The sequence below is a fragment of the Haemophilus influenzae genome (genome assembly GCF_003494325.1).
In the GTDB taxonomy this organism is placed as follows: Bacteria; Pseudomonadota; Gammaproteobacteria; order Enterobacterales; family Pasteurellaceae; genus Haemophilus; species Haemophilus influenzae_I.
The window spans coordinates 302,510-326,654 of record NZ_QQIK01000002.1; the positions used below are offsets into that span (position 1 = coordinate 302,510).

The 24,145-nt window shown below is 37.5% G+C and carries 26 protein-coding genes and 2 pseudogenes; 14 read left to right on the forward strand and 14 right to left on the reverse strand.

What is annotated here, in order from left to right; all coding sequences use genetic code 11:
• A complete protein-coding gene (gene pstC, locus DV356_RS04615; RefSeq protein WP_118806597.1) occupies nt 1–948 on the reverse strand; it encodes a phosphate ABC transporter permease subunit PstC in 948 nt (315 codons plus the stop codon).
• A 90-nt stretch (nt 949–1,038) separates the two neighbouring features.
• Complete coding sequence (gene pstS / locus DV356_RS04620; RefSeq protein ID WP_080481787.1) at nt 1,039–2,043, reverse strand: phosphate ABC transporter substrate-binding protein PstS; 1,005 nt, start codon at nt 2,041–2,043, stop codon at nt 1,039–1,041.
• 518 nt (nt 2,044–2,561) lie between these two features.
• Here pstS and ftnA (DV356_RS04625) point away from each other — a divergent pair.
• The 8 genes from ftnA (DV356_RS04625) to hybG all read left to right on the forward strand — a co-directional run bounded on the left by ftnA (DV356_RS04625) (nt 2,562) and on the right by hybG (nt 9,365).
• Nucleotides 2,562–3,050, forward strand: a complete 489-nt coding sequence (ftnA, locus tag DV356_RS04625; RefSeq protein ID WP_153066462.1) for a non-heme ferritin — start codon at nt 2,562–2,564, stop codon at nt 3,048–3,050.
• Nucleotides 3,051–3,065: 15 nt separating this feature from the next.
• Nucleotides 3,066–3,563 (forward strand): non-heme ferritin, encoded by a 498-nt coding sequence (gene ftnA / locus DV356_RS04630; RefSeq protein ID WP_005650592.1) that lies wholly within the window; start codon nt 3,066–3,068, stop codon nt 3,561–3,563.
• A gap of 283 nt (nt 3,564–3,846) precedes the next feature.
• Nucleotides 3,847–5,403 (forward strand): anthranilate synthase component I, encoded by a 1,557-nt coding sequence (trpE, locus tag DV356_RS04635; RefSeq protein ID WP_118806599.1) that lies wholly within the window; start codon nt 3,847–3,849, stop codon nt 5,401–5,403.
• Between the two features lie 12 nt (nt 5,404–5,415).
• Entirely contained in the window at nt 5,416–5,997 is a 582-nt protein-coding gene (locus DV356_RS04640; protein WP_005650586.1) for an aminodeoxychorismate/anthranilate synthase component II, read from the forward strand.
• Nucleotides 5,998–6,045: 48 nt separating this feature from the next.
• Nucleotides 6,046–6,432 carry a tautomerase family protein gene (locus DV356_RS04645; protein ID WP_118806600.1) on the forward strand — a complete coding sequence of 129 codons (387 nt, stop codon included), beginning with the start codon at nt 6,046–6,048 and terminating at the stop codon, nt 6,430–6,432.
• A 52-nt stretch (nt 6,433–6,484) separates the two neighbouring features.
• A complete protein-coding gene (gene trpD / locus DV356_RS04650; protein ID WP_005659480.1) occupies nt 6,485–7,486 on the forward strand; it encodes an anthranilate phosphoribosyltransferase in 1,002 nt (333 codons plus the stop codon).
• 39 nt (nt 7,487–7,525) lie between these two features.
• On the forward strand, nt 7,526–8,956 hold the full coding sequence (gene trpCF, locus DV356_RS04655) for a bifunctional indole-3-glycerol-phosphate synthase TrpC/phosphoribosylanthranilate isomerase TrpF (protein ID WP_162628631.1): 1,431 nt from the start codon (nt 7,526–7,528) through the stop codon (nt 8,954–8,956).
• Nucleotides 8,957–9,086: 130 nt separating this feature from the next.
• The gene (hybG, locus tag DV356_RS04660) at nt 9,087–9,365 is read left to right on the forward strand and encodes a hydrogenase maturation factor HybG (protein ID WP_112119576.1); all 279 of its coding nucleotides are present in this window, start codon (nt 9,087–9,089) and stop codon (nt 9,363–9,365) included.
• Between the two features lie 33 nt (nt 9,366–9,398).
• Here hybG and valS read toward each other — a convergent pair whose 3' ends face one another.
• The 4 genes from valS to DV356_RS04680 are packed head-to-tail and all read right to left on the reverse strand — an operon-like array spanning nt 9,399 to nt 13,721.
• Entirely contained in the window at nt 9,399–12,263 is a 2,865-nt protein-coding gene (gene valS, locus DV356_RS04665) for a valine--tRNA ligase (protein ID WP_118806601.1), read from the reverse strand.
• Nucleotides 12,264–12,310: 47 nt separating this feature from the next.
• On the reverse strand, nt 12,311–12,949 hold the full coding sequence (locus tag DV356_RS04670) for a phospholipase D-like domain-containing protein (RefSeq protein WP_118806602.1): 639 nt from the start codon (nt 12,947–12,949) through the stop codon (nt 12,311–12,313).
• Nucleotides 12,950–12,974: 25 nt separating this feature from the next.
• Nucleotides 12,975–13,283: a N(4)-acetylcytidine aminohydrolase gene (yqfB, locus tag DV356_RS04675; protein ID WP_112119574.1), complete on the reverse strand. Its 309-nt coding sequence runs from the start codon at nt 13,281–13,283 to the stop codon at nt 12,975–12,977.
• 3 nt (nt 13,284–13,286) lie between these two features.
• Nucleotides 13,287–13,721 (reverse strand): DNA polymerase III subunit chi, encoded by a 435-nt coding sequence (locus tag DV356_RS04680; RefSeq protein ID WP_005645411.1) that lies wholly within the window; start codon nt 13,719–13,721, stop codon nt 13,287–13,289.
• Nucleotides 13,722–13,955: 234 nt separating this feature from the next.
• Here DV356_RS04680 and fumC point away from each other — a divergent pair, with 234 nt between their 5' ends.
• Both fumC and DV356_RS04690 read left to right on the forward strand, forming a co-directional pair.
• A complete protein-coding gene (fumC, locus tag DV356_RS04685; RefSeq protein ID WP_013525811.1) occupies nt 13,956–15,350 on the forward strand; it encodes a class II fumarate hydratase in 1,395 nt (464 codons plus the stop codon).
• Nucleotides 15,351–15,477: 127 nt separating this feature from the next.
• Entirely contained in the window at nt 15,478–16,086 is a 609-nt protein-coding gene (locus DV356_RS04690; RefSeq protein ID WP_114890362.1) for a chalcone isomerase family protein, read from the forward strand.
• Nucleotides 16,087–16,186: 100 nt separating this feature from the next.
• On the opposite strand, the gene rnm is transcribed toward DV356_RS04690, so the two are convergent.
• From rnm to DV356_RS04730, 7 genes and pseudogenes are all read right to left on the reverse strand, one after another.
• Nucleotides 16,187–17,011, reverse strand: a complete 825-nt coding sequence (rnm, locus tag DV356_RS04695; RefSeq protein WP_118806603.1) for an RNase RNM — start codon at nt 17,009–17,011, stop codon at nt 16,187–16,189.
• Nucleotides 17,011–18,030, reverse strand: a complete 1,020-nt coding sequence (gene pyrD / locus DV356_RS04700) for a quinone-dependent dihydroorotate dehydrogenase (protein WP_112072591.1) — start codon at nt 18,028–18,030, stop codon at nt 17,011–17,013. Before pyrD ends, rnm begins: the two co-directional genes overlap by 1 nt.
• 166 nt (nt 18,031–18,196) lie before the next feature.
• A pseudogene (locus DV356_RS04705) lies at nt 18,197–18,370 on the reverse strand (DUF2213 domain-containing protein); the annotation flags it as partial.
• Nucleotides 18,371–18,587: 217 nt separating this feature from the next.
• Entirely contained in the window at nt 18,588–19,247 is a 660-nt protein-coding gene (locus DV356_RS09930) for a replication protein (protein WP_239994845.1), read from the reverse strand.
• Nucleotides 19,244–19,902 (reverse strand): annotated as a pseudogene (locus DV356_RS04720) (phage antirepressor KilAC domain-containing protein). Before DV356_RS04720 ends, DV356_RS09930 begins: the two are co-directional and overlap by 4 nt.
• Before the next feature lie 47 nt (nt 19,903–19,949).
• On the reverse strand, nt 19,950–20,246 hold the full coding sequence (locus DV356_RS04725) for a hypothetical protein (protein WP_112083285.1): 297 nt from the start codon (nt 20,244–20,246) through the stop codon (nt 19,950–19,952).
• Between the two features lie 20 nt (nt 20,247–20,266).
• A complete protein-coding gene (locus tag DV356_RS04730) occupies nt 20,267–20,473 on the reverse strand; it encodes a helix-turn-helix transcriptional regulator (RefSeq protein WP_014550762.1) in 207 nt (68 codons plus the stop codon).
• A 130-nt stretch (nt 20,474–20,603) separates the two neighbouring features.
• On the opposite strand from DV356_RS04730, the gene DV356_RS04735 reads away from it, so the two are divergent.
• Both DV356_RS04735 and DV356_RS04740 read left to right on the forward strand, forming a co-directional pair.
• Nucleotides 20,604–21,260: a LexA family protein gene (locus DV356_RS04735; protein ID WP_005692467.1), complete on the forward strand. Its 657-nt coding sequence runs from the start codon at nt 20,604–20,606 to the stop codon at nt 21,258–21,260.
• A gap of 117 nt (nt 21,261–21,377) precedes the next feature.
• Nucleotides 21,378–22,223 carry a BRO family protein gene (locus tag DV356_RS04740; RefSeq protein ID WP_005692469.1) on the forward strand — a complete coding sequence of 282 codons (846 nt, stop codon included), beginning with the start codon at nt 21,378–21,380 and terminating at the stop codon, nt 22,221–22,223.
• 436 nt (nt 22,224–22,659) lie between these two features.
• On the opposite strand, the gene DV356_RS04745 is transcribed toward DV356_RS04740, so the two are convergent.
• Nucleotides 22,660–22,833 (reverse strand): YegP family protein, encoded by a 174-nt coding sequence (locus DV356_RS04745; protein WP_118806604.1) that lies wholly within the window; start codon nt 22,831–22,833, stop codon nt 22,660–22,662.
• Between the two features lie 13 nt (nt 22,834–22,846).
• Between DV356_RS04745 and DV356_RS04750 the strand changes: the two genes are divergently transcribed.
• Entirely contained in the window at nt 22,847–23,056 is a 210-nt protein-coding gene (locus tag DV356_RS04750; RefSeq protein WP_005692473.1) for a hypothetical protein, read from the forward strand.
• A gap of 414 nt (nt 23,057–23,470) precedes the next feature.
• Nucleotides 23,471–24,097: an antA/AntB antirepressor family protein gene (locus DV356_RS04755; RefSeq protein WP_118806605.1), complete on the forward strand. Its 627-nt coding sequence runs from the start codon at nt 23,471–23,473 to the stop codon at nt 24,095–24,097.
• The last annotated feature ends 48 nt before the right edge of the window (nt 24,098–24,145 follow it).

Consider the following 24,145-nt stretch of genomic DNA (forward strand, 5'->3'; position numbering starts at 1 on the left):
TTATTTCCCTTTTGTTTGTTGCATTTTTGTAATCATTAATCTTGATAAAATCAATACCATAGTTGTGATAACAAAGAGAAGTAATCCTAATTCCATCAATGCAGATTTTTGTAATCCACCTGCTTCATTAAATTCGTTAGCAATAGCAGATGCGATTGAGGTAGAAGGTGAAAATAAGGAATTAGGCAATTGAAACGAATTACCTATAATAAAAGTGATAGCCATTGTTTCGCCCAATGCTCTTCCCAATCCTAGCATCACACTCCCAACAAGCCCTATTCTAGTGTGTGGTACAATCACTTGTCGAACCACTTCCCAAGTGGTTGCACCTAATCCATAAGCACCTTCTTTTAACATTGGTGGTACTATACTAAAGACATCCCGCATTACGGATGCAATAAAAGGAATGATCATTATGGCAAGCACTAATCCTGCCGTAAATAAACCAACACCAAAAGGTGCGCCAGAAAAAAATAATTCTAATCCAGGTAAACTACCCAAATTGTCAATTAGTACTGGCTGAATATGTTCTTGAAATAATGGAACGAAAACAAACAACCCCCACATTCCGTAAATAATAGAAGGAATTGCAGCTAGCATTTCAATCGCAATGCTTATAGGACGTTTTAGCCAATTGGGAGCTAGCTCCGTTAAAAAAATAGCAATACCAAATGAAATGGGTACTGCGATAAATAATGCGATACCCGCCGTAATAAGCGTACCTAAAATAGGAATAATTGCCCCATATTGTTCTTGTACAGGATCCCAATATGTTTCTAATAGAAAACTCCCACCAAAACGTTTAATACTTTCCCAGCTTCCTATGACTAAAGAAATTAAAATAGCAGCAAGTAAAATAAACACAAGCAAAGCAAACAATGCCGTAGTCTGTTTGAATAATGATTCAATCCATGTTTGATTAAAATATTTCCGACTTTTTGTGAGCATAAGTATTTTCCAAAATTATTTAAGATAACCGCACTTTATTAATGTTAAGTGCTAGGTTTTGTATAAAGTGCGGTATAAAATAAAGAGATTTTATTGTTTTAGCTCTGTTTTCCATTGACTTTTAATGGTAGATACCACATCAGCTGGAATTGGCACATAATCTAATTCAGTTGCCGCATCTTGCCCTCTTGAGAATGCCCAATCAAAAAAGGCTAATACATTTTTAGTTGTTTCAGGATTGTCAGAATATTTATTTAATAAAATAAAACTCGCTGCCGTAATTGGCCAAGATTTTTCCCCCGTTTCATTAGTTAATATAACACCCATTCCCGCCTTTTCGTGCCATTTTGCGTGACTAGCAGCTGCCATGAAACTTTCATTAGAAGGCTGTACAAATTGCCCTGCTTGATTTTGTAATGAAATCCAAGCAAGCTGATTTTGTTTGGCATAGGCATACTCTACATAACCAATGCTGTATTTCATTTGGCGAACATAAGAAGCAATTCCCTCATTCCCCTTTCCACCTTGACCTGTTAACCACTTCACTGATTTACCTTCACCAACTTGATTTTTCCAATCGTTCGAAACTTTAGATAGATAATTAGTGAAGCCAAATGTTGTTCCAGAGCCGTCTGAACGATGAATCACAATAATGTTTTTATTTGGTAAAGGAAGCGTTGGATTTAATGCAACTAAGTCAGGATCGTTCCATTTTTTAATCTTACCAAGGAAGATTTCTGCTAACAGCTTACCTGATAACTTTAATTTACCAGGTTTAATTTCAGGCAAATTAACAACAGGCACTATACCACCGATAACCGCAGGGAATTGGACTAGTTGGTGTTGTTGTAATAATTCGGATTTCATTGGATCGTCAGAGGCACCAAAATCAACCGTTTTTGCAATAATTTGCTGTTGTCCGCCGCCCGAACCGATGGATTGATAATTAACTTTATTCCCAGTTTCTTTCTCATATAAAGATGCCCACTTCGCATAAATTGGATAAGGGAAAGACGCTCCAGCACCAGTGATGCTATTAGCTTGAGCAAAAGGTAACGTACCTAAGGTTAAAACGATAATAAGATTTTTTTTCATTTTATGCATAAACATAACAAATTCTCCTTGAGTGTTATTTAGATTGCGTAGCGAAGTGTAGAAAATAATTGTGACAGTTTGATGACAATATGAAAAATTTTAAATAGATAATCAAAAGAAAGTAGTTATAAGAAAAGTACAGGTAAATTTGACCGTGTTTTTCTAGCAGAATGATATTACATTTATCAATTAATTGATAACGATCTTTAGGTTTAATAAAAGTTGGTAAGTTTTCATGTTTACTCGATAATCTAAATTTTCATCCAAATCTAAGGAGGAAAGTAAAGACATATCTAATACTAATTTAAAATTTGTTAGTTTTATTGTGACAACGTCATATTTAATTTATAGAATTATGTAAATGATAATAATTGTTTTTTTATTTTTCTTTTTAAAATTAATTAGTTATATCAAAATTTTTGATAAAAAAACTTGCAATTATCATTTGTGAATTTAAAATGATTGCCGCAAATTATGCTTTATTGCATTTTATCAATCAAAATGGAAAGGAATTAGTTATGCTTAATCAAATAATCATAAACAAGCTGAACGACCAAATTAACTTAGAGTTCTACTCTTCTAATGTTTATTTACAAATGAGTGCATGGTGTTCAAAACACGGTTATGAGGGGGCTGCTACCTTCTTACTTCGTCATGCTGATGAAGAATTAGAACATATGCAAAAACTGTTTAATTATGTAAGTGAAACTAGTGGTATGCCTATTTTAGGAAAAATTGATGCTCCTAAACATGATTATTCTTCATTAAGAGAAGTTTTTGAAATAACTTTAGAACATGAAAAATTAGTCACGTCAAAAATCAATGAATTAGTTGAAGTTACTTTTGAAAGCAAAGACTACTCTACTTTTAACTTCCTGCAGTGGTATGTAGCAGAACAGCATGAAGAAGAAAAATTATTTAGTGGAATTATTGATAGATTTAATCTTATTGGCGAAGATGGTAAAGGATTATTCTTTATTGATCGTGAACTCGCAACTTTGGAATAGATAGGAGAAAATAGTATGTTATCAGAAAATGTAGTAAAACTATTAAACGATCAAATGAATTTAGAGTTTTATTCTTCTAATTTATATTTACAAATGAGTGCTTGGTGCGATCAGCAAGGCTTTGAAGGCACTGCGAAATTTTTATCAGTTCATGCTGCTGAAGAAATGCAACATATGCGTAAATTATTTACTTATTTAAATGAAACTGGCTCACTTGCTGTAATTTCTGCAATTGAAGCACCTGCACATGAATATAAATCATTAAAAGAAATAATTGAAACTACCTATGAGCATGAAAAATTAATTACCAGTAAAATCAATGAATTAGTAGGTAAAACCTTTGAAGAAAAAGACTACTCTGCATTTAATTTCTTACAATGGTATGTGGAAGAACAACATGAAGAAGAAAAATTATTTAGTAGTATTTTAGATAAATTAAATTTTCTTGGAGAAGATGGCAAAGGCTTGTTCCTAATTGATAAGGATTTAGGTAATCTCTCTACTAAAGCCTAATTATAGATTATCAAATCTGGCAGATCTTTTATTTAAAATAATGTGTCTGCCAGATTATTTTATTCCAAATTTTCCAAAAATATTTTCTATTGCATAATTACATCTCGTAATCTTATTTCTAATCTTATCAAAACATATTGCTTGCCTTATATTAAGTATACCTCGGGCAAAAGAATAAAAAATACAATTTTTAATCAAAAAGTATAAAAAATAAAAATCAGGCTTGACTTATTCCTTTTGCACTAGTTTAATAGTACAAGATTTTCCAAAAGGATAAATAAATATGAACATTCAAACTCAAGCCTTTATTGCGGTGACAGCTCAACCCATTCCCTATTATGCTGACACCACCGCTATTTTTAATACACTTTGCCAACCTAATTCAAATTCTCTTCTACTCGACTCTGCTGAAATCGGAAGTAAAAATAGTTTACAAAGCCTTATCTTAGTCAATGCTGCGGTTAAAATAACGTGCTTAGGTCACAACGTCACATTTAAAGCTTTAAATAAGAATGGAAAACAAGTTTTAAAAGAAATTCATCCAAAATTAACCGCACTTGGAAAAATAAGTGCGGTCAATTTTGAAGACGAATTTTCTGTACAATTTTCACCACTTGATAATCAACTCGATGAAGATAGCAAATTACAATCTGCCACTATTTTTGATGGACTGCGTGTTGTTTCTACCCTTTATCAACATAGCCAAACGCCTATTTTTTTAGGCGGATTGTTTGCTTACGATCTCGTTGCAAATTTTATTCCAATGGATGGCATTACATTGCAACATGATGGTATCAACTGCCCTGATTACAGTTTCTATCTTGCCGAACACCTCATTACTATCGATCATCAAAATCAACAAGCGACACTTAAAAGTTTCTGTTTTGCTCAAGAAGAACAAGTCAATATTGCCAAAACCTCACTTTCTATCGCACAAAAACTAAAAAATATTGATAACGTTCTTTCTATTAAAGCGGCAAGTGATGAAGTTAAAACAAACTTTGACGATCCTGAATTTACTGGTATCGTAAAAGCCTTAAAACACCATATTAACATTGGTGATGTCTTCCAAATTGTACCTTCTCGCCGTTTTTCCCTTGCTTGCCCGAATACATTAGCCAGTTACGCTCAACTCAAACAAAATAATCCAAGCCCTTATATGTTCTATATGAATGATGAAGACTTTATTTTGTTTGGTGCATCGCCAGAAAGTGCGTTGAAATACGCGCTAGAAAATCGTCAGCTAGAAATTTACCCTATCGCAGGTTCACGCCCTCGTGGTTTTGATGCTCACGGCAATATCGATCCTGAATTGGATGCGCGTTTAGAACTAGAACTTCGCCTTGATCATAAAGAACAAGCGGAACATTTAATGTTAGTTGATTTAGCGCGTAACGACATTGCTCGAGTTTGCCAAAGTGGTACCCGTAAAGTCGCAGAATTAATGCAAGTGGATCGCTATTCTCACATTATGCATTTAGTGTCTCGTGTGGTGGGTAAATTACGCCCTGAGTTAGATGCGCTTCACGCCTATCAAGCCTGTATGAATATGGGCACATTAACTGGAGCCCCCAAAATTAAAGCAATGCAGCTTATTTATCAATTTGAGCAACAAAAACGCCATAGTTACGGCGGTGCGGTGGGTTATCTCACGTCTGATGGACATTTTGATACCTGTATCGTGATTCGTTCTGCTTTCGTACAAAATGGGATAGCCCATGTACAAGCAGGTTGCGGTGAAGTATTGGATTCTGATCCACAAATGGAAGCTGATGAAACACGCCACAAAGCCGCGGCTGTCTTAAAAGCAATTCGTCAAGTTAATACACAAGCAAAATAAGGAAGAATTATTATGGCTAATATTTTATTTTTAGATAACTTCGATTCCTTCACTTACAATCTTGTGGATCAATTTCGTGTATTAGGTCACAACGTCACAATTTATCGCAATGACTGCGACTTAGAAAAACTGGTAGAAACCGCACTCAATACACCTGATACCATTCTTGCACTTTCTCCAGGGCCAGGAACGCCATCAGAAGCTGGGATTTTACTGCCATTGATCGAACGCTTAAAAAATAAAGTGCCGATTATTGGAATTTGTTTAGGTCATCAAGCGTTGATTCAAGCCTTTGGTGGTAAGGTTGTTCACGCTGGCGAAGTGTTACATGGTAAAGTTTCTCGTATATCCCATGATAACGAAGCGATGTTTAAAGATCTTGCTAATCCAATGCCAGTGGCGCGTTATCATTCTTTAATGGGACAAGATTTACCAAAAGAATTTATCGTCAATGCGGAATATAATGGCATTATTATGGCAATTCGTCATCGTGATTTACCCATTTGCGCATTCCAATTTCACCCTGAAAGTATTTTAACTGTGCAAGGTTCGCAATTATTACAACAATCAATTGAATGGTTGTTAAATAGATAAGACAGAAAAAAGTGCGGTGATTTTTAACCGCACTTTAAAGGAGAAAAAATGATCACTGTATTCGGACTTAAATCCAAACTCGCACCACGTCGTGAACAACTCGCGGAAGTAATTTATAACAGTCTTCATCTCGGATTAGACATTCCAAAAGGCAAGCACGCGATTCGCTTTTTGTGTTTAGGAAAAGAAGATTTTTACTACCCTTTTGATCGTAGCGATGATTACACGGTCATCGAAATTAACCTGATGGCTGGTCGTATGGAAGGCACAAAAAAACGCTTGATAAAAATGCTATTTAGCGAATTAGAGTACAAACTCGGTATTCGAGCTCACGATGTGGAAATTACGATTAAAGAACAACCGGCACATTGCTGGGGTTTCCGAGGAATGACAGGCGATGAGGCGCGCGATTTAGATTACGATATTTATGTTTAATAAAATATAGAAAATTAACAAATCCATATACAAAGAAAAACAGGAATAGACTATGCAACACAACCAATTATTAGAACAACTTTATAGCGGACATTCACTTTCAACCTCAGAAAGCACCGCTCTTTTTAATGCAGTCATCCAAGGTGAGCTTTCCAATGAACAAATTGCTGCAATGCTTATTGCTTTAAAAGTGCGGGGAGCAAATACTGAGGAAATTTCGGGTGCCGTTGCCGCCTCATTACAAAATGCCAAAGCATTTCCATATCCAAATTATCCTTTTGCGGATATTGTAGGAACAGGAGGCAATGGTCAAAACACTATTAATATTTCCACTACCAGTGCGATTGTTGCGGCATCAATGGGAGCAAAAATAGCAAAACATGGCAATCGTAGCGTGTCGAGTAAATCAGGTGCTAGCGATGTGCTTACCGCACTTGGCGTTAATGTGAACGTCACACCAGAGCAAGCTCGACAAGCGTTAGATGAAATTGGTGTCTGTTTTTTATTTGCTCAACAATATCATTCTGGTTTCCGTCATGTTGCGCCAGTCCGTGCCGCTTTAAAAACGCGCACTATTTTTAATATTTTAGGGCCGCTTATCAATCCTGCTCGCCCAACTTATCATTTACTTGGCGTATATGCGCCTGAATTAGTAAAAACCTATGCTGAAACCGCAGTTGCCTTAGAACATCAACATTCCTTTGTTGTACATGGTTCTGGCTTAGATGAAGTCGCATTGCACGGCGAAACACAAGTGGCAGAAATTAAAAATGGCAAAATTGAATATTTCACTTTAACGCCTGAAGATTTTGGCTTAAAAACGCAATCCCTCGAAAGTCTTCGCGGTGGTGAACCACAAAAAAATGCCCAATATCTGACCGCACTTTTACAAGGCAAAGGAAAGGCTGAACATGCTAATGCGGTGGCTGCAAATACGGCATTATTATTGAAATTATTCGGTTACGATGATTTAAAACAAAATGTGCAAAATGTACTGGCGCATCTTGTATCAGGTAAAGCCTTTGAAACATTACAGAAATTAACCACATATTAATAAAAGCTAATTTGATACACCACAATAAGAAGAAAAATGATGATTACTCAAGATTTTACTAAACCCATTGATTCCGCTACGGTGCTACAAAAAATCGTGCTTGACAAAGCGCAATGGGTTAAAACAAAAGAAAAGGAATTTCCCCTTTCTCAGTTTAAACAAAACATTCAAAACTCTGACCGCTCTTTTTATGATGCGTTAGCAAAAGGCACGCATCAAAAGCCCGCTTACATTTTGGAATGTAAAAAAGCCTCCCCTTCTAAGGGATTAATTCGTGCTGAATTTAATTTGGAAGAAATCGCCAATGTCTATAAACATTATGCCTCTGCTGTATCTGTGCTAACTGACGAAAAATACTTTCAAGGGAATTTTGAATTTTTGCCTTTAGTTCGCGATATCGTAAGCCAACCTGTGCTTTGCAAAGATTTTATGATTAGCGAATATCAAGTTTACCTTGCTCGCTACTATCAAGCGGATGCAATTTTATTAATGCTTTCTGTGGTAAACGATGAGACTTATCGTGTGCTGGCAGAGCTTGCACATTCTCTTGGTATGGGTGTATTGACAGAAACCAGCAATGAAGATGAATTTGAACGTGCCCTTGCGCTTGGTGCGAAAATTATTGGTGTTAATAATCGTAACTTGCACGATTTAACAGTGGATTTAAATCGTGTTGTTGAACTCACTAAAAAATACGCCGACTGTATTCCTGCTAATGTACGTATTATTAGCGAATCAGGCATTTACAATCACAAGCAAATTCATCAATTACAAAAAGTGGCATATGGTTTCTTAATTGGGAGTAGTTTAATGGGCAACCAAGATTTGAATAATGCGGTTCGCTCGGTAATTTTTGGAGAAAATAAAGTATGCGGTTTAACGCGCGCGCAAGATGTCAAAATCGTTTACGAAAACGGCGCACTCTACGGCGGATTAATCTTCGCAGAACATTCAAAACGCTGTGTGAGTTTACGCCAAGCGCAAGAATTAGTAACCGCTGCTCCACTTCGATTTGTTGGTGTTTTTCAGAATCAAGAAATTGACTTTATCGTCAAAATAGCCAACCAGTTGCAGCTTTATGCGGTGCAATTACATGGTGCAGAAACTGAAGCATTTATTACCGCACTTCGCCAGCAATTACCAAAAAACACGCAAATCTGGAAAGCGATTTCAGTCAATATCGAATCCCAAAGTGCGGTCGATTTTACCGATAATTTAAATGTAGAACGTTATATTTTCGATAGCCAAACAGCGAACCAACAAGGTGGCACGGGTAAAACCTTTGATTGGTCATTAATTCCTGAAAATCTTAAACACAAGATTATTTTAGCTGGCGGCATTTCACCAAATAATGTGGAACAAGCCATTCAACAAAATTGCTTAGGCTTGGATCTTAATTCAGGAGTAGAAAGTTCTGCGGGCGTAAAAGATCAAGAAAAAGTGCGGTTAGTTTTTAATAATATTTATTAATTTTAATAACATAGAAATCACTAAATAACCCGAAATGCGCAACTGTTGATCCAGATCGTAATAATTTATTCTACCTAATAATAAAAAACCTATATTTCAGCTTAAATACTAATAGGAGTAAAAATATTATGTGTTTAGACGTTCCGATCAAATTGTCAAAATTGATGAAAATTCTCTTCAACTTGCCACAGTAGATGTATGTGGCGTACAACGTAAAGTAAATATTTCACTAGTCTGCACGGGAAATCAAGCCGATTTACTTGGCAAATGGGTGCTTGTTCATGTGGGCTTTGTAATGAGTGTTATTGATGAAGATGAAGCTAAAGCTAAGAAAACCCAAGAGGCTCTGATCACAATGAGCCAACTCGAACATGAAGTTGGAGATTTTTTAGGACTAAATCAAAAATAAAAAGTAGGCATAATGCCTACTTTTTATGTTTTGTTACAACGCCTCAATCGCTTTATACTGCTCTTGGATTTTTTCTAATCCAGATTGGTATTTTGCTTGTTTTTCACGTTCTTTCGCAATAACCGCTTCAGGTGCTTTAGCCACGAAAGCTTCATTGCTAAGTTTGTTTTCGATACGTTTCACTTCGTTTTGATATTTTTCAATCTCTTTAGTTAAACGGGCAAGCTCGGCTTCTTTATTGATAAAGCCAGCCATTGGCACAAGCAATTCAGCATTGCCCACGAGTTTCGCTACCGCAAGCGGTGCGGTTTCGTTTGCGGCTAATACTTGAACGTTGTCTAATTTCGCCATGGCTTTTAAAAGAGCGGTCTGTTTTTCGAGAATTTTTGCATTTTCTGCACTTAAATTACGGAATAACAGATCTAAACCTTTGCTTGGTGCGATGTTGCTTTCTGCACGAATATTACGTACCGCAACGATCACTTCTTTTAACCACTCAATTTCAGCTTCTGCTTCTGGATCAAAGCCGTTTTCTTCCACTTGTGGGAAAGGTTGTAACATAATACTGTCAGTAGTAATGCCGACAAATCCTTTCACTTTTTGCCAAATTTCTTCGGTAATAAATGGAATAAGCGGATGTGCTAAACGTAATAATTTTTCTAGAACATGAACCAAAGTTTGGCTTGCCGCACGGATTTGTGCTGCATTGCCATTTGCAAATACTGGTTTAGTCAATTCTAAATACCAGTCACAGAATTGGTTCCAAGTAAACTCATAAATCGCATTGGCACAAAGGTCGAAACGATATTGGTTTAATGAATTACGGAAAGTTTCCACTGTGCGATTGAATTCCGATTGAATCCAACGATCCGCTAATGAGAATTCGATCTCGCCTTGGCTTAAATCTAATTTTTCATTCGTTAAGACGAAACGGCTTGCATTCCATAATTTGTTACAGAAATTACGGTAGCCCTCTAAACGTTTCATATCCCAGTTGATGTCACGACCGTTTGAAGCTAACGCAGCTAATGTGAAACGCAATGCGTCTGTGCCGTGAGCTGCAATACCTTCAGCAAATTCTTTGCGAGTCGCTTTAGCAATTTTCTCTGCTAATTGCGGCTGCATCATGTTGCCAGTGCGTTTTTCAAGTAAATCTTCAAGGCTAATACCGTCAATCATATCGATTGGATCAAGCACGTTACCTTTCGATTTCGACATTTTTTGACCTTGTTCATCACGGATCAAGCCTGTTACATACACCGTTTTGAATGGTACTTGTGGTTTGCTGTTTTCATCTTTTACGAAGTGCATCGTAAACATAATCATACGTGCAACCCAGAAGAAGATGATATCAAAACCTGTGATTAACACATCCGTTGGGTGGAACATTTTGAGCTCTTTAGTTTGCTCTGGCCAACCTAAAGTAGAGAACGTCCATAAGCCTGATGAGAACCACGTGTCTAATACATCTTCATCTTGTTTGAGTTCAACCGCAGAATCTAAGTTATATTTTGACCGCACTTCTTCTTCGTTACGCGCGACATATACATTGCCTTCTGCGTCATACCACGCTGGAATGCGGTGTCCCCACCAAAGTTGGCGAGAAATGCACCAATCTTGAATATCACGCATCCAAGAGAAGTAAAGGTTTTCGTATTGTTTCGGCACGAATTGGATTTCGCCATCTTCCACCGCTTTAATTGCCACATCAGCAAGTGGTTTTACGCTTACATACCATTGGTCAGTTAGCATCGGCTCAATTGGCACACCGCCACGGTCGCCATAAGGCACTTTCAAATCGTGTGGTTTAATTTCGTCTAATAAACCCAGTGCTTCAAAATCTGCGACAATTTTCTTACGCGCAGCAAAACGTTCTAAGCCACGGTAATCCGCAGGAATAGTCGCTTCATAGCCAGCAAGTGGTTTGCCGTCAGTACCGATAATTTCCGCTTCATCACGAATATTTGCGTTCAGCGTCAATACATTTACCATTGGTAAATTATGACGTTTACCCACTTCATAGTCGTTGAAATCGTGTGCTGGGGTGATTTTCACGACACCTGTACCGAATTCACGATCGACGTATTCATCGGCAATAATTGGAATTTCACGGTTTGCCAATGGCAGAATCACTGTTTTACCGATTAAAGATTGGTAACGCTCATCTTCAGGATGCACCGCCACAGCCGTATCGCCCAACATGGTTTCTGGACGCGTAGTTGCCACCACTAAATAATCTTTACCATCTGCCGTTTTTGCATCGTTAGCTAACGGATAGCGGAAATGCCAAAGGGAACCTTTGCTCTCTTTATTTTCAACTTCTAAATCAGAAATTGCGGTGTGAAGTTTTGGATCCCAGTTTACTAAGCGTTTGCCACGGTAAATCAACCCTTCTTCGTGCAAGCGCACAAACACTTCTTTTACTGCATTCGATAAACCATCGTCCATCGTGAAACGTTCACGTTCCCAGTCGATTGAGTTACCTAAACGACGCATTTGTTGGCTGATTGTGCCGCCTGAATAAGCTTTCCAGTCCCAAATTTTGTTGATGAACGCTTCACGACCATAATCGTGGCGAGTTTTGCCTTCTTCAGCCGCAATTTTACGTTCCACCACCATTTGGGTTGCAATACCTGCGTGGTCTGTCCCCGCTTGCCATAAGGTGTTATGCCCTTCCATACGGTTAAAACGGATTAAGGTATCCATTAAGGTTTGTTGGAATGCGTGTCCCATATGTAAAGAACCTGTTACGTTCGGCGGCGGAATCGCAATGCAATAGCTCGGCGCATGTTCATTTTCAGTCGGTTTAAAATAACCGCTCTCTTCCCAATGTTGATAAAGGGCTTGTTCTACCGCAGACGGATTAAAACGGTCTGCCATTTCGAATTTTTGTGTCATTGTTGCTCTCTTTATATAAAATTCATATTGCTATATATTCGCACTAATTATACAGAATATGTAACAGAATTATTTTTCATTAACTCTTCTAATCTATTAATCTTATCTAAACAAGATATATCTGATGAGATATAAGTTTGCTCATAATTAGCTATATAAATAAAACTTTTTAATTGTTCTGGGACATTTTCCAGTATATCTTGTATGATTCCTTTACTTGAAGGATCACTATCGTCCCAAATTACAATATCGCACTCTTGATTCCATTTATCTTTACTCGTTCTATCTGCAAATGCTCCTGCACTTAAATTACTACTACCGATTATTGAAATTAAAGGAAGACCTTTTTTTCTTGCTATAAAAATTTTCGCATGGGAATTCGGTTTAAATTTATAAAAATTAGTTGAACAACTGGAGTTCTGATAGTAGTTTTTCATATTACTACAGAACTGATTAAATTGTTTATTCCATGTTCCTCTATATAAACCATATATATCTATGTTAACTGTTCGAGTAGAATTAACTGCACTTATTACCTCTGAACTAGTACTAAATTTATTTTGCTGAAAAAATGCACTACATAAGACATATTTATCAAAATAATTATTGTTCAATGTAGATAAAATAATGTTTCTAAAAAAATTCGGTTGTGCATCCTTTCTTAAAAAAATAGCAAATTTATACATTATCATCATCCGATTGTTACTTATTTTAGTTTACTAACTTAATTTCAATCACCCAGAACTCACTTTCATTTGGATAAATTGCTTTAATCACTTCTAGCAATTCTGCCAAACACATATTCTCCTGCTTCGCATGCAGTTCCGTCAGTTCATCAAGGGTAATCGGTGACACACTTAACACTTCAATGGTGCAGAAGTATTGATTATCTTCAAATCGACCAACACATAAGATATCACCTGCTTTAAAATGGCTTTCGGATTTATCTCGAATGGTGATGGTTTTACGCCCTGCGAGAATATCGGCTTCAAAGCGTTGATAAAAGGCAATATCGTTCATTTATTACCCCACGTTTTCAGTAGAAAGATTCCAACCTTGCAGACGTAATTGTTTATAACGTTCTCGAGCTTGTGTTTTTAAGGCATCATCTTTCGGTACAAAATCAATAATCTGGGTAAAACTATGGCTAAAATCTGGAATTTCTTGTTGCAAATTAATTAACACATCACGGCGTTGTAAATTTCGTTTCCCAAGCCATGAAATCTCAATCGGTGTGGGATATTGTGTTGCCTCACCCGATAAATTATGCGGAACAAATTCATTGGGATCTCGTTGCCACAAACGCTCGTCAATCTCTAGCGCTTGAGCCTCACTTTCGCAACTAATTAGTACTTTTTTCCCTGAGCGCCATATTGAGGCTGCAAGATTACAGGCTATTTCTTCGACAGTTAACGTACAATCTTCCGTAAGAATGTAAAATTGCGCAGTTTTTGCCATTTTAGCCCCGTTATTTTCTCAATCTTGCCCTATAAAAAGGGTGAAATTTTAACGAAAAAACCCTAAAAAATAAATAATTAAATATATATTATTACAAATGCGTGAAAATCCACCGCACTTTTATGATCTATGTCACAAAACTGATTTTTAACGTTTTTGTTACGTTCCACTCATAACTCGGAAGTGTTAAAATCGCTTGCGTTTTAATTTTCATTCAATTCATAGGAGTACAGAATGGCATTTCGTATTGAAAAAGACACAATGGGTGAAGTTCAAGTTCCAGCAGATAAATACTGGGCTGCACAAACTGAACGTTCACGCAATAACTTTAAAATTGGTTCAGCCGCATCAATGCCACATGAAATTATCGAAGCTTTTGGCTATTTGAAAAAAGCAGCCGCATTTGCTAATCATGATTTAGGTGTATTACCTCTTGAAAAACGTGATTTAATTGCTCTGGCTTGTGACGAAATTTTAGCAAATAAATTAGATGATCAATTCCCACTTGTTATTTGGCAAACTGGTTCTGGCACACAATCCAATATGAATGTGAATGAAGTGGTTGCCAATCGTGCACATGTGATAAACGGTGGAAAATTAGGCGAAAAATCAATCATTCATCCAAATGACGATGTGAACAAATCACAATCTTCAAATGATACTTTCCCAACGGCAATGCACATTGCGGCATATAAAAAAGTAGTTGAGCACACCATTCCTTGTGTTGAACGTTTACAAAAAACTTTTGCGGCAAAATCTGAAGCTTTTAAAAACGTGGTAAAAATTGGCCGCACTCACTTAATGGATGCAACACCTCTCACATTAGGCCAAGAATTTTCAGCTTATGCTGCTCAATTAGATTTCGGCTTAAAAGCATTAAAAAATACCCTTCCACATTTAAGTCAATTAGCATTGGGTGGTACCGCGGTTGGTACAGGTTTGAACACGCCGAAAGGCTATGATGTGAAAGTGGCAGATTACATTGCAAAATTCACTGCACTTCCGTTTGTCACTGCAGATAATAAATTTGAAGCATTAGCGGCTCATGATGCAATTGTTGAAACTCACGGTGCATTACGTCAATTAGCAATGAGTTTATTTAAAATTGCGAACGATATTCGTCTATTAGCATCAGGCCCTCGTTCGGGAATTGGCGAAATTTTAATTCCTGAAAATGAACCAGGTTCTTCAATTATGCCAGGTAAAGTAAACCCAACTCAATGTGAAGCGATGACAATGGTCTGCGCACAAGTATTTGGTAATGACACTACAATCGCATTTGTGGGTTCACAAGGTCACTTCCAATTAAATGTGTTCAACCCTGTGATGATTGCAAACTTCTTACAATCTGCTCAATTATTGGGCGATGCTTGCGTATCTTTCGATGAACACTGTGCAGTGGGTATTGAGCCAAACTATCCACGCATTAAACAACAACTTGAAAATTCATTGATGCTGGTGACCGCACTTAATACGCATATCGGTTATGAAAATGCAGCTAAAATTGCAAAAACCGCACACAAAAATGGCACCACATTACGTGAAGAAGCGATTAATTTAGGTTTAGTGTCTGCCGAAGATTTTGATAAATGGGTTCGCCCAGAAGATATGGTGGGTAGCCTAAAATAATTCACTGCACAAATTAACATCAGTAATATTAAAGGCGAGTAAAATTACTCGCCTTTTTACTCGTTTCTCATTTGTTTTTTGATGCGGTTTGTTATAATCAACACAATTTTATTCACGGCAATTTATTATGAAAATGAAATCCCTTTTTGTGGCAATGATAACGTTTTTTTCTGCCGCACCTTTTGCTCATTGGCAACCCATCGGAAATGCAGAATACACTTGGGGGCCGTTCCATGTTTATACCATTGGTTTGTTTTCTGAAACTGGCACTTATCAAGAAAATGAACGTCCATTAATGCTCTCTTTCAAATATGAAAAACCCATTGAAGGAAAAAATTTTGCGATTACTCTCATTAAAGAAATCGAAACCTTAAAACTTAATGATGGCGATACTCAAAGCTGGCTAAAAGAAATGCAAGCGACCTTTCCTGATTTTTCCCCAAACGATATTTTGAACTATATTGCCTTACCCGATAAAGGTTACTTTGTCTTAAATGATACAGTTTTGGAACACGATTTTGATGCTAAATTTAATCAGGCATTTATCGGTATCTGGCTTGCACCAAATAGTACTTTTGTAAAACTTCAGCCACAATTATTAGGCAAAACGAAAAGCAATCATGAAGCGGCTGAATTTTATCTCAAACCTGAAATTGAATCCTTTGATGAACAAGATTCTACACCTGAATTACCGCCAAATTATTTATTAGATAGTCAGAAAAAATCTCAAGGATAAATTCAGTTTTTTATATTTTGCACTATAAAAAATACCTGTTTCCAAATAAATTTTATTATCAAGGAAACAGGTATTTATTATTTGAACATTCTCTATCTGACTAAAATTTTTCCCAAACTGGGATAACGCTATCAACTAAATCTAAATTTTTTCCTAACTCAACCCAACCACAAGGGAAATGAAAATCTGAACCAACGGATCCCAACAGATCAAATTCTTTTGCCCAACGAGCAAGCATTTGACGCTGATCTTTTGCCTGACCACAATCCGCCATTTCCATGCCATCACCGCCCCAAGCCTTAAAATCGACTATCAGCTTACGCACCCATTTCCCCGTCATGTTATAACGTAATGGATGCGCAATAATAGCTATACCGCCTGCTGCATGGATTGTCTCAATCGCCGTGGGAACATCAGTCCATTCAGCTTTAACAAATGCCGATTTTCCTTGCCCTAAATAGCGTTTAAAGGCCTGACCATCATTAGATACCTTACCAATCTGCACCAAATAACGTGCGTAATGAGCACGCGTCACTTCGCCATCGGCTAAAGCTTTCGCACCTTCATAAGCATTAGGAATCCCTGCTTTTTCTAATTTATCGCCAATTTCCACCGCTCTTTTTTCCCGTAATGCTTTTTGATTTTGCAAAAGTGCGGTCATTTTTGGATGAGTTTTATCGAAGTTTAATCCTACAATATGGATCCCTCGCCCTTCCCAATTTGTCGAGATTTCTACTCCAGTAATCAATTCAATGCCTACTTCTTTCGCTGCAATCTCAGCTTCATCAATGCCCGCAATCGTATCGTGATCGCATAATGCCAACACGTTCACGCCTTGCGCATAAGCACGATGCACTAATTCAGTTGGACTCAACACTCCATCTGATGCGGTGCTGTGACAATGTAAGTCGTATTTTTTTGTCATTATTTAATATTTTTTACTAATTCTTTTACTAATTTTGGACCGTGATAAATCAATCCTGAATAAACTTGCAACAACTCGGCGCCAGCCTCAATTTTCTCTTGCGCATTTTGCAAACCATCAATGCCACCGCTACCAATAATGGGAATCTGACCTTTCAGTTCTTGATGTAATCGCTTAATAATCTCCGTGCTTTTATGCTGCAACGGCTTTCCACTTAATCCGCCTTGCTGTTCGGCATTTTTCATCCCCATAACCGTATCACGAGAAATTGTAGTATTCGTTGCAATAACGCCATCCATTTTATGACGAACCAATGTATCCGCAATTTGCACTAATTCACTTTCCGTTAAATCTGGTGCAATTTTTACCGCAATCGGCACATATTTATTGTATTGGTTTGCCAAAATAGCCTGACGATCCTTGATGCTTCGCAATAAATCATCGAAATAATCACCATATTGTAACTGACGTAAATCTGGTGTATTGGGTGATGAAATATTCACCGTAATGTAACCAGCGTAGTTATAGGCTTTGTTCAAACAGAAAATATAATCATCTTTGCCTTGTTCCAAAGGTGTGAATTTATTCTTACCAATATTAATGCCTATCACACCTTTATAACGGGCGTTTTTCACATTTTCTATAAGATAGTCAATACCATTATTATTAAAACCATTACGGTTAATAATGCCTTCAGCTTCAATCAAACGAAACTGACGTGGCTTTGCATTCCCATCTTGTGCAACGGGCGTGACAGTTCCCAGTTCTAAAAAACCAAAACCCAATGCACCAAAGCCCTCAATCGCATCGCCATTTTTATCCGCTCCTGCCGCCAATCCAATGGGATTAGGAAAATTTACACCCATTACCGTTTTCGGAAAGCCTTTGGGAGCATGAATAAGAGATTTTAAGATCGGTTGAAATAAAGGATTACTGGCTAATTTCAAGCATTGAATCGTGAAATCATGAGCCTTTTCAGCATCCATTTGGAAAATGCCGTGACGGAATAATTGATACATACTCGTTTATCTCTCAGGATAGTTTACTGTAAGAAAAGTGCGGTTAATTTTCACCGCACTTTAAAGGTAAGGTTGCTCGTATTCTACGAGGAACAAAAATGATGTGCAAATAATAAAGAAATAATTAATGGAAAATATTGTAAAATTAAGCTCTACACGATCATTACAACGATTTCTCTGTGCGAGCGACTTTTTTAATACCGTCTTCTTTTAAGCCTAGTTCTGTAGCGAGGTAATCAAATACCCCAACTTTAGAAATGGTTGCAGGCACAACTAAAAAACCATCTTTAGTGATGGTTCTTTGTGTGGCTGCTTGAGTGGTTTTGTCTGTAAATTTCATTTATTTACCCCAATAAAAAAACCGACCATTTCTGATCGGGTTGTTTGTTTTTTTTTGCAATATCACGCCAACATTTGGCTAATTATTGTTTGTGCTACTTGTTTTATCGTATCAAGTGATAAATCGACGTTTAATTTTCTTCCTACGCCCCATGTGCCGTTATCGGCGAAAGGGTCATTGCTTGCACTTGAGTTTACCGTTCGATTAGGTAAGGACTTCAGAGCAAATAATCCGGTGTAGGTGTTGGCGATAGATTGATCCAAAATCGCCCTAGCCAAATCAGGACTTCCCCCACAGAGTTTTTCCAAGTCTCGCAAACATCGCTTAATCGTATCTTGAGTTTTAATTTCCGCCCGCTTGGCTTTACGCATTCGGCAATAAGCGATCCATGTCTCACGATCGACATAATCCGGCAAAGGAATATTCTCTGCGTTGATTTTCCCATTTGCAGACGTAGCCGATTCCCCTTGGGGGATATAGGGGGGTTATCTTGTATATTGTTTTTAATATTGTCTTTTGTAGAGTCCCAATTTTTGGTACTGGTACTAGTCCCATTTTTTGGTGCTGGTTTAAAATCGTTATTTTCATCAATGAAAAAGTTGAGTGAAAACTCGTTAATTTCACTTTGTTTACGTTCAATATTAACTAGATTTACCGACTCTAATTCTTCTATTGCTGCATAAGCCGTTTTTCGATCTTTTATGCCGCATTGAGCCATAAATTGAGAGGTAGAAATACGATCTGAATCTTTTCTCCAACCTGTAGTTTTCCGTGCAATGAGCAAATAACATTTGATTGCCTTGCCAGAGAGTGAATCTAAGTATTCATCAACAAAAGAATTTGGTATTTGAAAAGAATTTGGAATAAATCGACTCATAGCATCAACTCCGAAGCATAACGTGACGCGATAAATTCAATGCCTTTGCTTGTTACGCGCGTCTGAGTGTAATTGTGACCGTGTTCAGCGGTGCCTGTTTTAACTCTTTGGTGTGTGCCGATTGATAAGGCAAAAGCACGCCCGATTGACGATACAAATATTTATCTTCCACCAAGCGATTGACCAATGCACGCTCAGGTATTTTCAAAATCTTCGCCGTCTCACGAAATGATTTACTCGTCCCTACTTCCACATAGTGATCAACAAAAGCGACTTTAGGCGCATTACGCTCTTTTTCTGCTTGTAACTGAGCGGCTAACATCAACGCCTCAGAAAAAGATTGCGGAATAAGTGCGGTTGGTTTTTGTCGATTTTCCAACGCTTGCCAGCGATCGACCACAGCGGCAGTAAATTCAGGCGATAAGCGAGCGACAACAACAAACGTATCCCGCTTGTTTAACTCATAGTAATCAAACCATTGATTTCTATACTCAAATTTTAGTGGCTCAATTTGAGCGACTAAATTTTGTTCAATCAAATCACGAATAACACGTAATACATTTTTGTGTTCTTTATGTGTAATCTCCGCAATTTCCCGACTGCTCATCGCCAAAATACTTGCGTTTTCTTTCGTCATCGTTAATAATTGGTTCATCTGTATATTCCTTAATGAATTAGCCACGAAATTTCCTCGTGGCTTTTTTATTTACCCAAATACTTCTCACGTAACCGCTGATCAAAGCCTTGTGACGCAAGGAGTAACATTTCAAATTCACTTTTCTCAATCGCAATGTGCGTATCCGTATCAAAAACACCGAATTGACAGGCGGCGATAAAGTTAAATGTCTGAGTAAACTCTTCATTACTAATAAAGCGACTCAGTGTGCTAGACGCGGTTTCCATACCTTCTGCCACCTCGTATTGCTTTTGCTTGTAATATTTGTCGATAACCTGATCCGAAAGCACTCTTGCAGATCGCGTTAATTTATTGCGTGCCATTGCGTATTCCTGTTGGTAAATTAGCTTTGAGAAGGAAATACATCCTCGATACAAACTTTTGCTCCAAGTGAGTTCAGAGTTTGAACAATCTTCTGGGCAACACTTAACGATGGCGAACGCAATCCAATCTCATAATTAGCAATTCGTGGTTGGCTCCATCCGATATGGTTGGCTAGTTGTCGCTGAGTAATCCCAAGCTGTCCTCGAATCTGTGAAAGGTTATTCATTGATAAATTTCCTTTTGTGATTTTCTATAATCTATTTAATCACATAATGCCATTTTTATCAATCACAAATTGAAATTATCTAAATATAACGTAACGTGTTATTATTTGAACTAAAAGAAGGAGAAATTAAATGGCTACACTTGGCGAAAGAATAAAAGCGTATCGAGAACAGTTAAAAATCAGTCAAAAAGAATTAGCTGAGAGATGCAATAATATTGATACCAAAAGTGAGAATGCGCGTTGGGGACAACCGAGAATTGCTAATTATGAAAAAGGCAATAGAACGCCTGACCTCGAAGATATATCTATCATAAGTAAAGCACTTAATATCCTGCCTGAGGTTTTAGCCTTCGATTCAAACATAAGCGAGATCAAAGAGTCAATTTGTCGTTATCCATTATTAAGCCCAATCCAAGCAGGACTATGGACTGATATTAGATCGCTCGAAGGATTTGACGGTTACGAGATGATCCCAAGCACTGCCATCGCCTCTGAAAATTCCTTTTATCTACGAATTGAAGGGAAATCTATGCTCCCCCGATTCAACGAGGGCGATCTGGTTTTAATCGATCCTGATATTGTGCCAACGCCAGGAAAATTCGTGGCAGCAATTAATGGCGACAACGAGGCAACATTTAAACAATACAAAGAGCTTGGCACGAAAACACCAGAAGGCATACCGCACTTTGAGCTTGTTCCGCTTAATCCAATGTTCCCAACATTAAGCTCACTCAACCAAGAAATCCGTATTATTGGTGTGGCAAGGGAAAGAGTTGAAGTTTTGTAATTAAAATGCCAATCAAGGAAACCTGAAAAATTGGCTAATCTACCATAATTAATTTAGCGATAACTAAAAAACCACTTGACTTTACATGCTCAAAAAATCATACAATAAGGAATCAATATGACACAAAAACTTGGAAATAATATGACTCAATTAGCACTCGTATTTGAGGAGGGGACTTCTCTTTCATTTGACGATTTTGCGAAACAAAACGGAATTACATACTGGTATGCTTCTGATCTTGCTATGATGTTAGGGTATAACGATATGCAGGCGATTTTAAAAGCAATGAATAAGGCTTATGCTGTATGTAATAACTTAAATATTCCAATTGCAGACAACTTCATTCAGACACAATCGCCGAACACACCATCTGACTTTAAAATGACTCGCTTTGCTTGTTATCTAACGGTTATGAATGGAAATATAAGTAATCCAAAGGTTGCTGCAGCCCAAGCATATTTCGCTAAACTGGCAGATGAAATTCACACACTTTGCCAAAGCGCCGAAGAGGTGGATCGCGTTTACTTACGTGGCGACATTTCAGATAGAGAAAAAAGCCTGAGCCATATTGCCCACAAACACGGCGTGGAGAACTATGCTTTCTTCCAAAATGCTGGGTATAGAGGGATGTATAATATGAATATTAAAAGCTTAAAAAACAAAAAAGGACTATTTGATGACAAAGCATCACTGCTTGATTTCATGGATAATGAGGAGCTCGCAGCGAATATATTCCGCGTAACACAAACAGAAGCAAAAATAAGAAATCAAAATATTAAAGGGCAAAAAAATTTAGAAAATGCGGCTGAAACTGTTGGCCGATCTGTTCGTAATGTCATGATCTCAAATACTGGAACAGCACCTGAGGATCTCGCCCTTTCCCAAGAAAAAATTAACAAAATACAGTCAAGTATAAAGAAAACACATAAAGCACTAACAAAGCACGACAGCAAGAAAAAATAATCCTCTATTTGACAAACAAACCGCCTCACTGGCGGTTTTTTATTACTCAAATCTACCCTTGCTTAAATTCGCCAAATCTTGCTTATCTCCATCTCAATTTACTGCAACTCTCTAAAAATTCCCCCTCATCATACTTGCTTAATTACAACTAAAACTTGCTTACACTCACAAAAGCACCTCAAAAATCAACCGCACTTTTCTATTCTTGCTCATCTACTGATTAAAAAACAATCAATCAAACACTATTCTCAAAAATTTATTTCTTTAGAAATCAACAATATAATCACATTATGAAATTTTTTTAGATAAAAAATCACAATTTATATTGATTGTATTATTTCAAAGCGTGATAACAAACCCATCGAAACGAGATACACAATCTCAATGCTCTTTAAAAATTTGTGATGAAAAAAAGCCCCTTTCGGAGCTTTGTTAATTAAGCCGTTTCAACCTTAGTTGATTGGTTAGTTGATTTAACTAAGTCAATAGCGTGTAAACAATCAGTGTAGTTTTTATAGCCTTCCCCGCTATCTGCAATGATTTTACCGTTATCCGCTTTTAGACGCCATCGCCATTCAATGCGAGCGTCCACATAAGTTTCAAATTTCATAAGGGGTTCCTCAATGAAAAAGTATTTATTCCATTATTACTTCCAAGGCACCAAATGGGCATGCGATGTTTACGCAAATAACCCGGAAGAAGCCAAAGAAAAAATAAAGGCAATGTCCCAAGCTATTTATGACGGCGAATTAAAATTTGAGATTCACATCCCAGAAAATCCGCTTTCAAAACTAGCAAGGTTAGTTGCAAGGATAATCAAAAAGTTTACTTAAGTCAGTGACTTTCATCACAAATTTTAAACAATTTGGTTAAAGAAACTCACTCGGCGGAAGCGCAGACGGAAGCCCAACGGTGCTAAGCGGTCGTTAGATTGAAAGCCCTAACCTACTTAGTTAAGAGTGAGTTTTAAAGTCTGCCCATGCAAAGCCAGTGAAAAACGGTGCAGTTTCTGAATAACTTGGAGCGGTGGAAAGACAGACGCTCAATGCGTCTTTTTTTATCGCCACAAAACAGCAATTCTACCTTTTTCATAAATTTATGAAAAAGCCCAATGATGAACTGTTTAGGAGGATCGAAAGATCCGCCGTTTTGCTCTAAGTACGGTACTGCGAATCCTATTCAGTTCATCACCAACTATTCGCAGTGGTTCGTAATGAGTTTTAAAACTTAACTTAGAGTACATCACAATGACACACTTAAACTTAATTCCTGTTTTTAATGGCTTAATCCAAAATCAACCCGTTCAACTTTGCAACGCTCGTGAACTTCACGCATTCGTAAAAAGCAAACAAGAATACGCAACTTGGATCAAAAACCGCATCAACGAATATGGCTTCATCCAAGATGAAGACTACCTCGTCATTACCGAATGCACCAATGGACGCCCACACAAGGAATATCACATCACCCTCGATATGGGCAAAGAACTCGGTATGGTCGAAAGAAACGAACGAGGCAGACAAATCCGCCAATATTTCATCCGTTGCGAAAGAACATTAAAAGCCTTGCAACAACCGCAACATCTCGCCTTGCCTGAACCCGAAAAGAAATTCAGTTTTGAATTTACCGAGTACGAACTCGAACAGCTCATTTGGCTTTGGTGTGGACACAAACAAATGAACACCCTGATTGGCGATATGATTAAGCCATTAGAAACTATCGGATCTTATTTCATTGGTATGGTAATCAGCCATCATCAAGAATATCGAAGACAATACAAAAACACGCTCCCCACCATTCAGAAATTGATTGTGCCATTTAAAGCGTCTAATCAAATGAACTGGGAAAGAGCGAAAAACCTTATCGCCCAATAAAACACCACAAAATCCGACTGCACTTTTTTTAGCCTGCGGCGGATTCTC